The organism is Frankia sp. Cppng1_Ct_nod (assembly GCF_920656135.1).
Lineage (GTDB): Bacteria > Actinomycetota > Actinomycetes > Frankiales > Frankiaceae > Protofrankia > Protofrankia meridionalis.
In genome coordinates this window covers 1-13330 of record NZ_CAKKTK010000043.1, presented here as the reverse complement: position 1 = coordinate 13330, position 13330 = coordinate 1, and the positions used below count along the sequence as shown (strand labels likewise).

The 13330-nt window shown below is 68.3% G+C and carries 9 protein-coding genes; 5 read left to right on the top strand and 4 right to left on the bottom strand.

Annotation, left to right across the window (positions count from 1 at the left end; genetic code table 11):
• Nucleotides 1-157: 157 nt before the first annotated feature.
• From NBW77_RS13550 to NBW77_RS13530, 5 genes are all read left to right on the top strand, one after another.
• Nucleotides 158-1825 (top strand): GMC oxidoreductase, encoded by a 1668-nt coding sequence (locus NBW77_RS13550; protein ID WP_250279835.1) that lies wholly within the window; start codon nucleotides 158-160, stop codon nucleotides 1823-1825.
• Nucleotides 1822-2490: a hypothetical protein gene (locus tag NBW77_RS13545; protein ID WP_250279834.1), complete on the top strand. Its 669-nt coding sequence runs from the start codon at nucleotides 1822-1824 to the stop codon at nucleotides 2488-2490. The genes NBW77_RS13550 and NBW77_RS13545 overlap by 4 nt, the downstream gene beginning before the upstream one ends.
• Nucleotides 2487-4256, top strand: coding sequence for a metallophosphoesterase (locus NBW77_RS13540; protein ID WP_131744798.1), 1770 nt, complete (start codon nucleotides 2487-2489; stop codon nucleotides 4254-4256). Before NBW77_RS13545 ends, NBW77_RS13540 begins: the two co-directional genes overlap by 4 nt.
• A 9-nt stretch (nucleotides 4257-4265) precedes the next feature.
• The gene (purU, locus tag NBW77_RS13535) at nucleotides 4266-5123 is read left to right on the top strand and encodes a formyltetrahydrofolate deformylase (protein ID WP_131744797.1); all 858 of its coding nucleotides are present in this window, start codon (nucleotides 4266-4268) and stop codon (nucleotides 5121-5123) included.
• Nucleotides 5124-5560: 437 nt separating this feature from the next.
• Nucleotides 5561-6274 (top strand): hypothetical protein, encoded by a 714-nt coding sequence (locus NBW77_RS13530; RefSeq protein WP_250279825.1) that lies wholly within the window; start codon nucleotides 5561-5563, stop codon nucleotides 6272-6274.
• 735 nt (nucleotides 6275-7009) lie between these two features.
• Here NBW77_RS13530 and metK read toward each other — a convergent pair.
• From metK to NBW77_RS13510, 4 genes are all read right to left on the bottom strand, one after another.
• Nucleotides 7010-8215 carry a methionine adenosyltransferase gene (metK, locus tag NBW77_RS13525; protein WP_250279823.1) on the bottom strand — a complete coding sequence of 402 codons (1206 nt, stop codon included), beginning with the start codon at nucleotides 8213-8215 and terminating at the stop codon, nucleotides 7010-7012.
• A gap of 286 nt (nucleotides 8216-8501) precedes the next feature.
• Nucleotides 8502-10142, bottom strand: a complete 1641-nt coding sequence (locus tag NBW77_RS13520) for a protein kinase domain-containing protein (RefSeq protein WP_250279819.1) — start codon at nucleotides 10140-10142, stop codon at nucleotides 8502-8504.
• Nucleotides 10143-10189: 47 nt separating this feature from the next.
• The gene (locus NBW77_RS13515) at nucleotides 10190-11584 is read right to left on the bottom strand and encodes a class I SAM-dependent methyltransferase (RefSeq protein WP_242605486.1); all 1395 of its coding nucleotides are present in this window, start codon (nucleotides 11582-11584) and stop codon (nucleotides 10190-10192) included.
• A gap of 170 nt (nucleotides 11585-11754) precedes the next feature.
• Nucleotides 11755-13330, bottom strand: a 1576-nt coding sequence (locus NBW77_RS13510) for a mannosyltransferase YkcB-related protein (protein WP_250279818.1), incomplete at its 5' end; no start/stop codon positions are given.

Sequence of the window (13330 nt, the reverse complement as noted above, 5' to 3'; positions counted from 1 at the left end):
ACGGGGAAGGTACGGCATGTCGGGTGGGCATGTCGGGTGGGCATGTCGCATCGCGGACAGGACCCCGCCCTACTCGGCGGTGGAGCGCGCATGGTTGACTCGTCACGCCTGCAGGCGAAGTGTTCCCAGCCGGCGTGCCGCGGGCGTGGGGGTTTTCGTGACACGCGAGGATGACGAAACCGAACACACCGACGTCGTGATCGTCGGCTCGGGCTTCGGCGGCTCGGTAGCCGCCTACCGGTTCGCCGAGACAGGCCGGAACGTCGTCGTCCTCGAGCGGGGAAAAGCATATCCACCGGGGTCGTTCGCCCGGTCACCGTCCGAAATCGCCGGTAACTTCTGGGACCCGAGCGAGGGACGGCACGGCCTTTTCGACGTCTGGTCCTTCTCCGACTTCGAAGCCGTCGTGTCCAGCGGTCTCGGCGGCGGCTCGCTCATCTACGCCAACGTGCTGCTGCGCAAGGACGAGAAGTGGTTCGTCCACGACGCACCCGCGGGGGAAGGACACGAAAGCTGGCCGATCAGCCGGGCCGACCTCGACCCGCACTACGCGGCCGTCGAAGCCATGATGGACGTGCAACGATTCCCCAAGGGGCGGAACTGCTACCGGATCTCCCGCCGAACCGAACTGCTTGAGCAGGCAGGGAAACGCCTGGGTTACACGGCCGAGCAGCCACCGCTGGCGGTGACGTTCGCGGCCGGAGGTGCCGCACCGATGCCGGGCGCGCCCATCCTGGACCCGCCCTACGGCAACCTGCACGGCCGGCCGCGGATCACCTGCATGCTGTGCGGCGAGTGCGACCTGGGCTGCAACCACGGCAGCAAGAACACCCTGGACCACACCTACCTCTCCGCGGCGGCGCATCGTGGAGCCGACCTGCGTGTCCACCACGAAGTCCGCTCGATCACCCCTCGGGACGGCGGTGGGTACACCGTTGGCTACGTGGTGCACACGCTCGGCGGCACCGCCGTGGCCACCGCGTCCCTGCCGGAGCGGACGATCACCTGTGACCGCCTCGTCCTCGCCGCCGGCACCTTCGGCACGACCTACCTGCTGCTGCGCAACCGCGCGGCGCTGCCCGGGATCTCCCGCATGCTCGGGCGGCGCTTCTCCGGCAACGGCGACCTGCTCGGTTTCCTGCGCGGAGTGCCCGGTGAATCCCTCGGCAGCACCCACGCGCCCGTCATCACCACCGCGGTTCGCGTCCCCGACGTGCTCGACGGTGGCACCGACCGCGGCTGCTACATCGAGGACGCCGGCTATCCCGGCTTCGCGGAGTGGCTTGTCGAGGCCACCGGGTTGGCCGGTGGTGCATCGCGGGTCATCGGTGCGACCTACGACATGATCCGTAATCGCCTCACGGACAGCCCGTCGCACCAGGTCGGCGGGCTCGTCGGACGGCTACTCGGCTCGGGTGCGGCATCCGCCGGGTCGATGCCGCTGCTCGGTATGGGCCGCGACATTCCCGCGGGCGTGATGTCGGTTCGCGACGACTACCTACAGGTCGAGAACTACCCGGATGACAGCCGGCCGTATTTTGACCGAATGCAGCAGATCATGACCGACCTTGCGAAGGAAATGGGCGGCGAGTTCCACCAGAACCCGATGACCCTGCTTTCCCGGGTCGTCACCGTGCACCCGCTCGGTGGCGCGCCCATGGGTGCCGACATCACTACCGGCGTGGTCGACGGCTGGGGTGAGGTGTTCGGGTATCCCGGCCTCCACGTCGCAGACGGCGCCGCCATGCCCGGTCCGGTCGGAGCCAATCCGTCGCTGACCATCGCGGCCTTCGCCAACCGGCTCGCCGAAAGGGTACTTTCATGACCGCGCGGACCAGCCTTGAGTTCACCGAGCGAATGAAGGGTTTCATCACCCTCGACGAGACCGACCCACAGTGCGGATTCGATCAGGGCCGGACGGACGGGACCGCCCTGGAGTTCCGTCTCACCATTCGCACCGAGGACGTGGACGCCTTTGCCGCCGACCCGACGCGGGAGGCGGTCGCGAGCGGTTACGTCCACTGCGACACACTCGGCGGCCGGCGCCCGGTGGAGAAGGGAGTTTTCAACCTTTTCGTCGGTGACGTACCCGGGCGCAGGCGGATGCTCTACCGGCTGCCGTTCAGTGACGCGGCCGGGCATCCGCTCACGCTCAGCGGGTTCAAGGACGTCCACGACGACCCGGGGTTCGACGTGTGGCGGGACACCTCGACGCTTTACACCCGCATCCTGGCGGGGCATGTGGACGCCGCCGCCGAAGCGGAAGCGCGGATCATCGCCGCGGGCGTCATCACCATCCACATCCCGGACTTCCTCTGGCAGCTGACGACGTTCCGGGCGGGCGGCGGCGCGGTTGACGCCGTTCGTGGTCTGGAGACGTTCGGCCGACTGTTCCTCGGGGACCTCTGGAAGATCTACGGTCCGTCATTACGGTCCGGATCCGACGGCGAGGACGACGGCCGGCCCGTTGCCGGGGGCGGTGACCGATGACCGATGAGGCGCCGCCCCGACCCGCCGACGACAGCGAACAGGCTCTCGGCTTTGCCCGGGCATCGATGTCGCGGTGGTTGTCGCCGTCCCTGCTGTTCGGCACGGCGATCAGGGTGGGCATCAGCGAGGTACTGGGTGCCTACGCCGACAAGCGGGAGGAGATGGCCGCCGTGGCGGCCTGTCCGCCGACCGACCTGTCCGACGCCGGTGAGCTCTGGTTCGACTATGTCAGCGACCTCGGCGACGGATTCGACTCGACCTACGCGATGGCGTCACTGCTCGCCGCGCCCACCCTTGACCTGTCCGGTACGCAGACCCCGCGTGGCCGGCTGCTGGTCATGGGTGGCGACCAGTGCTACCCGACGCCCAGCATCACCGGCTACGAGAACAAACTGCTCGGCCCGTACCGCGCGGCGCTACCCAGGCCGCGGGACGAAACCCGTGAACAGCCGAAGCTGTTCGTCGTCCCCGGCAACCACGACTGGTACGACGGGCTCACCGCGTTCACGCGGGTGTTCTGCCAGCGCTCCAGCGTCGGCGGCTGGCGCACCGAGCAGACCCGCAGCTACTTCGCGGTACAGCTGCCGCACCGGTGGTGGCTCCTGGGCATCGACATCCAGTTCGACTCCTACATCGACGACCCCCAGCGCCGGTACTTCCTCGGCGTCGCGGAGCAGATGCAACCCGGTGACGCGGTCATCCTGTGCTCCGCGAAACCGAGCTGGATCAGCACGGCCGAACGGGACGCGGAGGCGTACGCCGTCCTCGACTACTTCGAACGGACCGTGATCCGCAAAGCCGGTGCGCAGGTACGGGTGTCCCTGACCGGGGACCTGCACCACTATGCCCGTTACAGCGAGGTCGGCGGTACCGCGCAGAAGTTCACCGCGGGCGGCGGTGGCGCCTACCTGTCCGCCACCCACCGGTTGCCGCAGCGGCTGGTGCTGCCGCCCGCGCCATCCCGAGCGCCGTCGAAGACCGACCCGCCGGTGCACTACCAGCTGACAACCACCTTCCCGGATGCGTCCACGTCCCGCCGGCTGGCGGGCGGGATCGTCCGCCTACCCGTGCAGACACCAGGCCTGGTGGCCCTGCTCGGCGGCGTTCACCTGCTGGCGGCCCTGGTCGTCGGCAGCGCCGCCGGATCGCACGCGCGCGGGGCCGCGGGCCACCTTGACGCCATCGCGGACGGGCTGCGCCGTGCGAGCGTGGGCGGGCTGTTCGAGGGACTGGTCAACAGCGTTCCCGGGCTCGTCCTGTGCCTCGCGGTCCTGGGCGCGGGGGTGGCCCTGGCCAAGTCCGGCCTGACCGCCAGGGCCGTCGCCGCCGGAGCCGCCCATGGGCTCGCGCAGCTCATCCTGGCCGTACTCGTCCTCGCCGGCGTTGTCGCGGTGGTCCACCCGCTACCGGGTACGTGGCTGCTGGTCGGGGTACTGCCGCTGGTCGTGCTGGTCGGCGGGCTCACCGCCACCGAACTGCTCGCGGGCTACCTCTGGCTCGCCGACCGGGTGGCGGGTCTCAACACCAACGAGCTGTTCGCCGCGCAGGGGATCCCCGACTACAAGAACCTCCTGCGGCTGCACATCGGCCCGGACGGACGATTGACGATCTACCCGGTCGGGGTCCGGGAGGTGCCGAAACGCTGGCGTTTCGTGCCGGACGCCGTGCCGGGCACACCCTGGTTCGCCCCGACCGACCGGCCGTTGGAGCCGTTCCTGATCGAACAACCGATCACGATCACACAAAGCGGCGTGCCCGTCCCCTAGGGTGGAGGTGTGTCACACCAGCGCCTGGTACTCACTCTCAGCTGCCCCGACCGGCGTGGCATCGTCGCGGCGGTCTCGGCCTTCGTCACGGATGCCGGCTGCAACATCGTCGAGGCCCAGCAGTACCTGGATCCCGACACCACCCATTTCTTCCTGCGTCTGGCCGCGGACGTCGAGGAGCCACACGGCAGTCTTGACGACCTGCGGGACGCTTTCGGCGCGGTCGCCGAGATGTTCTCGATGGACTGGCAGATCTGGGACGCGGCCATCCGGCCACGAATACTGGTCATGGTGTCGAGGCACGACCACTGCCTCGCCGATCTGCTGTCGCGCCGCCGCGCAGGTACCCTGCCCGTCGACGTCGTCGGCGTCGTGTCCAACCATCAGGATGCCGAGGGGCTGGTCCGATGGCATGGCGTGCCCTTCCATCACCTGCCGGTCTCACCGCAGACCCGTGCCAACCAGGAGCGGCAACTGCTGCGGCTGGTCACCGACAAGCAGGTTGACCTTGTCGTACTCGCCCGTTACATGCAGGTGCTGTCCGCGGACGTCTGCAAGGAACTCGAGGGTCGGATCATCAACATCCACCACTCGTTCCTGCCGAGTTTCAAGGGCGCCCGGCCCTACGCCCAGGCGCACGCGCACGGGGTCAAAATCATCGGTGCCACGGCCCACTACGTCACACCCGACCTCGACGAGGGTCCGATCATCGAACAGGACGTCGCCCGGGTCGACCACGCCTGCGACGTGGACCGCCTCGTCGCGGTGGGACGCGACATCGAGGCACAGGTACTCGCCCGCGCCGTGCGATGGCATGCCGAACACCGCGTCCTGCTCAACGGCGTCCGAACCGTCGTCTTCGCCTGACGACTTCACCTGACGACGGCCTCGCTTGCCGGATCGGCCCTCCCCCGAATACGGGCTCCCGACCAACCGTCAACCCACTCGTGCGGCTCATCGTTCCGCAATAACATTCACGGCCAGATACCCAGGCTGCCCATACCGTAGAGACGAGAATACCTGTACATGTTCGACTCTGAACACGTACAGGTATTCGGATTCCAGTAGAAGACCCTACCCGCCCCATATAACGCTCCGACCTCATCCAGGCCGGGAAGAGCGGTAATCCGACATACTCTGCGAAACACAACCCGGGTTGATCAATGTAAAGCCATCACCCGGATTCACGTCCGCCGCACCGAAGGTCTTCACTCGACATCAAGGTCGTTTTTATTCACCACATAAATCACCTGTGGTGATGCCGCCCGTGATGCCGCCCGTGATGCGGCAAGGTCCCGGCACTGGTGCCGGTGGTGGCGGGCGAAGGCGCAGTGCCGCCGCCGAGGTTAATGACGACGCTGCCACCGGTGCTGCTGCTACTGCTGCTACTGCTACTTCCGCCAGCCGGCGTCGGCGTCGGCGGAGGAGTTGGCGGCGTCGGCGGAGTCGGCGGCGTCGGCGGAGTCCCCGTCCCCGGCGTCGGCGGCGTCGGAGGAGTTGGCGGCGTCGGCGGAGTCGGCGGAGTCCCCGTCCCCGGCGTCGGCGGCGTCGGAGGAGTTGGCGGCGTCGGCGGAGTCGGCGGAGTCCCCGTCCCCGGCGTCGGCGGCGTCGGAGGAGTTGGCGGCGTCGGCGGCGTCGGCGGGGTCACCCCGGTCCCCGGCCCCGTTGGCGGCGTCGGAGGAGTTGGCGGCGTCGGCGGCGTCGGCGGGGTCACCCCGGTCCCCGTCGTCGGAGGAGTCGGCGGCGTCGGAGGAGTCGGCGGCGTCGGCGGGGTCGGCGGCGTCGGCGGGGTCACCCCGGTCCCCGTCCCCGTTGGCGGAGTTGGCGGCGTCGGAGGAGTTGGCGGCGTCGGCGGCGTCGGAGGAGTTGGCGGCGTCGACGGCGTCGGAGGAGTTGGCGGCGTCGACGTAGTCGACGTAGTCGACGGAGTCGACGTAGTCGACGTCTGGGCGAACGCCGACGAGGCGGGCGCGAACAGGAATGCCAGGATGGCCATCCCCACGGTAAGGAGCAGGTAGGCGGACTTCTTCTTTACAGTCATGTTCTTTCTTGTCATGTCACTCCCTTCTCATGCACGGTAGGACCGAAGAATCCGTTCAGGTAATCCAGGCGGTCTTCGTTCCACTCCGAAGCCCTGGACATTCCAACCTCCTTGCCATGATCTCCTCGTGGGGGACGGTCAGGTCCAACCATCCCCTCCGGCTTGTTGGCGCTGCTATTCCTCCCCAGGTATCTCGGACAGAAAATAACGGACTCCAGGAACCTAGCTCCCGCAGCCGGCAGGCGCCCGCAAGGTCGCCGGTTTACGAGCAAATGAGAGGAACCACGCGATGCCGCCGCACCCGAATGAAACCAAATCTCTTCGGATAGGCCGAAAACTCGAGGATTTCGGACATCAGCCCATCTTCAAAAGCAGATACGATGGGCATCCACGGACGCTGCATCAATATCCGACATCCCACCCTATTACGGTAAGTAGCTAATCCTACACACTGTAGATAGTGCTGGTCGAGCGGGTATCTTCACGCTCGACCAGCGAGGCGTTCGCATCAGGAAACCACTCACGGTCCGGGCGGCGACATCACCGATGTCCCCAACAACACCAGAGACCTGCCGGTCACCATGCCGGCAGGTCTCTGTCAAAACGTTGTGATGTTCATAGATAGTCGCCGGCCACCGTGGTGGGACCGGCGACGGATACGGATACGGACGGCTGAAAGGCGCGGAAGGTCCGGGCGCGGGATGCCGGCCGGTCAGTTCACCGCGGCGCGCAGTTGTTCGACACGGTCGGTGCGCTCCCAGGTGAAGTCGGCGAGCTCCCGACCGAAGTGGCCGTAGCTCGCGGTCCGGGCGTAGATGGGCCGCAGCAGGTCCAGGTCCCGGATGATCGCGGCCGGGCGGAGGTCGAACACCGCCGAGATCGCCTGCTGGATCGCGAGGACCGGTATCCGCTCGGTACCGAAGGTCTCCACGAACAGACCGACCGGCTCGGCCTTGCCGATGGCGTAGGCGACCTGGAGTTCAACCCTGCGGGCCAGCTCCGCCGCCACCACGTTCTTGGCCACCCAGCGCAGCGCGTAGGCGGCGGAGCGGTCGACCTTGGACGGGTCCTTGCCGGAGAACGCGCCACCGCCGTGGCGGGCGTATCCGCCATAGGTGTCAATAATGATCTTTCGTCCGGTCAGCCCGGCGTCGCCCTGCGGACCACCGATCTCGAAACGTCCCGTCGGGTTCACCAGCAGTCGGTAGCCGTCCACCTCGACGCCGAGGCTCTGTTCGGCCACCCGCTTCAGTTCGGGTTCGACCACCAGTGTGCGGACGTCCGGTGCGAGCTGGGAGTCCAGGTCGATGTCGGCGGCGTGATGCGCCGAGACCACGACGGTGTCCAACCGCACGGGCCGGTCACCGTCGTACTCGACGGTCACCTGGGTCTTGCCGTCCGGCCGCAGATAGGGCAGTGACCCGTCCCGGCGGACCTGCGCGAGCCGTTGGGCCAGCCGGTGCGCCAGCGTGATCGGCAACGGGAGCCGTTCCGGGGTCTCATCCGTGGCATACCCGAACATCAGACCCTGATCGCCCGCGCCCTGGCGGCCGAGTTCGTCCGCCTCGCCGTCGACCCGGGCCTCATAGGCGTTCTCGACACCCTGCGCGATGTCCGGGGACTGCGATCCGATCGAGACCGTCACCCCGCACGTCGTCCCGTCGAAACCCTTGGACGACGAGTCGTAACCGATTTCGACGAGCTTTCTCCGGACCACCCCCGGAATATCGACGTAGGTTTCGGACGTGACCTCGCCGGCGACATGCACCAGGCCGGTCGTCAACAGGGTCTCGACGGCGACCCTGGATCGTGGGTCACCGGTCAGAAAAGCGTCCAGGATTGCGTCGCTGATCTGGTCGGCGAGTTTGTCGGGATGCCCTTCGGTGACGGATTCCGATGTGAACAGTCGACGGGACACGGCTGTACCTCGTTTCATGCATGGATGCGTCTGACACGGAGACGAAATGGGGCTCAGGCCGCCGTACAGCCGGCGGAATCCACCCCGGCGAGGTCGAGATGCCCCGAATTGGAAATGTGCCGATTGACGAGCACCACCGAAATACACACAGTATCGACTGTCACACGCCGATCGCAAGGCGTCAACATCATCAATATGATGACCTGGATCGCGTCTGTTTTGTCGGCACTTCAGCGACGTGACCGCTCTCAGCTCGGCAGCTCTCAGCTCGGCAGCTCTCGGCCGGTCACCGGAGACCGAGGACGACCCCGTCGCTGAGCGGGCCGTCGTGGAGCTCCAGGTGGTCGGCGGTGGTGCCCGCGGGAATGTCGAAAATGAGATTGCCGCTCACCGTCTTGCCGGGGGAGATATTGCCCCAGAGCGCGTCTTTGGGGTAGACAAGACCGGATAGGAACTTTTCCGCGTCATGTTTCGACCCGGCACTGTCAAGAAGCCGTTGCGAGCCGAAGGAAAGGTTCCTGGTCGAGTCCCCGATGTTGCTCGCGGTGATGCCGATCAGACAGTACTGGCCGTCCGGATGCTTGGAGACGAAACCGATCTTCAACTCCGGGACGTCGCACGTGACACTCCGCACGGTGAACTCAAGCTGACCGTCACGTGCCGTCGCACCGACGCCGACCTTCGGGGACGGGGACGGAGCCGGAGACGCCGTCACCGACGGGCCGGAGGGGACGGCGTCCCCCCCGGGTGCCTGCTTGCCCAGGTTCCGCACGACGACCCAGCCGAGCAGCAGCAGCACCAGCACGACGGCCGCGGCGAGGAGCCACCGTCCCGGGAACCGTCGCCGCGGGGGTGAGCCTGGTTGCGAGGGTCGTCCCGGCTGCGGGGGCCCGGCAGGCGAATACCACTCAGGCGAGGTCCCGCCCGCGGGCGGGTAACCGGTGGGCGGGTAACCGGTGGGAAAGGCCGGACCTCCGACGCGGGTCGGCATCGGGACCGCGGCCATCTGCTGCGTCCGGCCGAGCACCTGGTCGATCGGCGTGGACGCGTTGACGTCGGAGTTCCCGTCGACCAGGCGCAGCAACAGATCACGCGCGGCCGGTCGAGCCGAGGGATCCTTGGTCAGCGCGATCTCGACGAGCCGGCGCAGCGGCCCGGCAAGGCCCGCCAGGTCCGGTGGGGCGCCCACGATCCGCTGCCCCAGGTCGGCATCCGCGGCCGGCCCGAAACGTCCCGGCTCGGTGAATGGATGACGGCCGGTACCGGCGTAGGCGACCAGCAGACCCCAGGTGAAGACGTCCGCGGCCGGCCCGACCGGATGACCGAGGATCTGTTCGGGTGCCATCCACCCTTCGGTTCCGAAGATCAGCCCGCGGTCCAGGTCGTGCCGGGCGGCGCCCGCGGCCTTCGCGATACCGAAGTCGATGACCCTCGGCCCGGACAACGACAGGATCACGTTGGCCGGCTTGAGGTCGCGGTGGACGATCCCCGCCCGGTGGATGGCCGTGAGCGCCGTCGCCACCCCGATCGCGGTCCCGGTCAGCGTCGATGCGGGCAGCGGGCCGTCCTCCATGACCACCCGGTCCAGACGTCTTCCCTCGATGTACTCGGTGACCAGATACGGCGGGTAGGCATCCGGATCGGCATCCAGCACGGAGGCGGTGCAGAACGGGGAGACCCGCCGCGCAGCCGCAACCTCGTGACGGAACCGCTCCCGGAAGTCGTGGTCGGCGGCCAGCTCAGGCCGGATCATCTTGACCGCGACCGCCCTGCCCAGGGTGTCCCGCGCGAGATAGACCGTTCCCATACCCCCGCCGCCGAGGCGGCTGTCCAGAACGTACCGGCCGACGACCGTCGGGTCGCCCACCTGGAGGGGCTCGACAGGCTCGGCCATGGCCCCACCGCCGACCCGACCTGGCTGCGTCATCCCCACCGCCCTACCGGCGCCTGCCCGCTCATAGCCCCCATCGTGACTCATCCAGGGCCGGGGCGGGGCGACAGGCCGTCGAACGACAGGCCGTCGAACGACAGGCCGTCGAACGACGAGCGGAGCGGCATCCCGGACCGCCCGCCCGCGCGCCTGACCGCCAGTAGCTGGTGGAGCTGCGCCTGGCCACCTTCGAACATCAGCGCGGAGCCGGCCATGTACAGCCGCCATACCCGGGCCCGGCTCTCGCCGACCTCGGCCACTGCCGCCTCCCAGTGCTCCTCCAGGTTCGCCACCCAGGCCCGCAGCGTCAGGCCGTAGTGTTCGCGCAGGTTCTCGGCGTGCCGCAGTTCGAAACCGGCCGCCTGCATGACACTTGTGATCAAACCGACCTCGTGCAGTTCCCCGTCCGGGAAGACATACCGCGCGACGAAGTCCCGCCCGGCGGGTAGTGGAAACGGGCCCAGGTGCGGACGGGTACGCGCCTGCCCGGCCGGGTCCCCGGGGAAGGCGATGCCGTGGTTGAGGAGCCGTCCCGCGGGACGCAACAGCCTGAACAGTTCACGGAAGTAGACCGGCAGCAGTTCGCGGCCCACGTGCTCCACCATCCCGATCGAGCTGATCGCGTCGAACGGGCCGTCGGTGATGTCCCGGTAGTCCTGCTGTCGGATCTCGAGACGGTCGGCCAGCCCCGCGTCGGCGATCCGCCGCCGGGCCAGATCGAGCTGCTCCCGGGAGATGGTGACGCCGACCCCCTCAACCCCGTGATGGCGTGCGGCGTGCACCAGCAGGCTGCCCCACCCGCATCCGACGTCGAGCAGTCGCATCCCGGCACGCAGGCCCAGTTTGCGGCAGACCAGCTCGTGCTTGGCGTCCTGGGCCGCATCGAGCCCCATCTCGGGGAGCCCCTCGCCAGATCTCGTCCACACCCCGCACGAATACGTCATGGACGGGCCGAGAACCTGCCGGTAAAAGGCGTTGGACAGGTCGTAGTGATGGGAGATGGCGGCGGCATCCCGTTCCCGGCTGTGTCTCCGTCCGTGCAGCCTCGCCTCGTCCGCGGGTGGCCGCGGGGGCACCGGCCCGAACCAGCGCAGCAAGGTCGCGGCGGCCCGCAGCACCGCCGGGGTCACCCGACCCGAACCCAGATGGCGCCGCAGGTCGAGAGCATCGAAAATGTCGCCTTTGACGTCGATCTCACCGGCTATATATGCCCGCGCGAAACCGAGTTCACCGGGACGGAACAATACCCGCCGCATTGCCTCGGGTGTCCGCACCACCACCCTGGTCGCGGTTTGCGGCCCGAAAGCCGTCCCGTCCCACAGCTCGATCCGCACCGGTGGTTTCGGTCCGACAAGACCGTCCAGGATTTCCACCACAGCACGGGATACGACGGTTTCGAACCCGTCGGCTCGGGACACCGCACCGTCATCCTGGTTCACCGGCACCTCCCGCCGACCACGCCCGGGGTGGCGGTCACTCAACTCGCCGCGCACTCGGCCCGCACCTATCATCGCCGTCGACCACGGTTGCGCCCCGACATCGCCTCGTGTCGGGACGCAACCGGTCCAAGATGATCTCCGGTCGGGGTTGGATCAGGGTCGGATCGAAGTCAGGCCTTCGGCTGGGTCAGGTCGTAGACCGTCTGCCCGCCAACGGTCCTCGCGGTGAAGGTGGCCTCCACCCAGGACGTGATCTCACTGTTCCCGCGGCCGAAACCGCCCCCGCGGGTGGTTTCACCACCGGCACCACCGGCACCACCGAAACCGCCACCCGCGATGTAGTAGTGGATGTTGTGGTTGGCGACATACCGCTTGAACTCGGCGAGCGTCGGGGCCGGGTCACCGCCGCTGAACCCGCCCATCGACATGATCGCGGTACCGCTGGCGAGCTCGAGCGGACCGGCCGTCTGGGACCCGGACGTCGCCGCAACCCAGCGGTAGCCCTTCTGACCGCTTTTGAGCAACTGGACGAGCTCGGAGTCCGCGGTCTGCTCGCCACCGAAACCACCACGCTGGCCGCCACCCGCCTGGCCAGAGCCCTGGCCCCCGGCCCCGGAGCCGGAGCCGGAGCCGGAGAAGTTCCCGCCGCCGGGAGGCTGGCCGTTCGTCCCACCGGAGAACTGGCGGCCCATCCCGCCGGGAAACCCACCGCCACCTGCCGACGCCGGCCCCGCGGTCGGGGTCGCACCCATATGCGGCGTGGACGCGGTGTCAAGCGCGTACGCGGCCGAGGGCCCACCCAGCGCGATCGCCACCGCCGTGGCCACACCCGCCGCTGCGACGGCGAGCAGCCGGCGACCGATCAGCAGGGCGAGAGCGCCGAGAATCGCGGCGACCAGAACAACGAACCGCAAAGCCGGGTACCAGTCGGGGCTGCGGCCCAGCAGTACGAAGGACCACACGCCGGTTGTCGCGACGGCCGCCGCCATCAGTACCCGGGAAACCCAGGAGTTCCGCGTCCGCCACAGCGCGGTTGCCCCGAAAGTGACCAGACCCGCGACTCCCGGCGCAAGCGCGATCGTGTAGTAGGGATGGATGATCCCACTCATGTAGCTGAACACGATGCCCGTGACAAGCGTCCACGCGCCCCACAGCAGCAGGCCGGCACGGACGCGGTCCGTACGCGGTGCCCGGCGGGTGACCCACAACCCGCCCGCCAGCACGATCAGCGCGGCCGGAAGCAGCCAGGAGATCTGTGTGCCGAACTGGCTGCCGAACATCCGATTCCAGCCGGTCGGGCCGCCGAACATCCCCCCGGGACCACCGCCCCGGCCACCACCACCGAAGCCGCCGCCGGGCGTTGCCTGCAGGTACTGGGCGATACCCGCGGGCAGCTGCCCGCGGGTCGCCGCGCCGGGGCCGGCGCCCCCACCGGGGTTACCGTTACCGCCGAAGATCCGGCCGAGTCCGTTGTAGCCGAAGGTCAGCTCAAGGACGCTGTTGTTGGTCGAACCGCCGATGTAGGGCCGGGAACCCTTCGGCCACAGCTCCACCGCCGCGACCCACCAGCCGGCGGAAACGAGGATGCCACCGAGGCCGGCGAGGAGGCCCAGCAATCGCCGGCCGATCGAGGTGGGAGCGGCCACCAGGTAGACGAGCCCGAATGCCGGCACGGGCAGGAAAGCCTGCATCATCTTCGTCAGGAACGCGAAGCCGACCGCGACGCCTGTCAGGGCGATCCAGCGG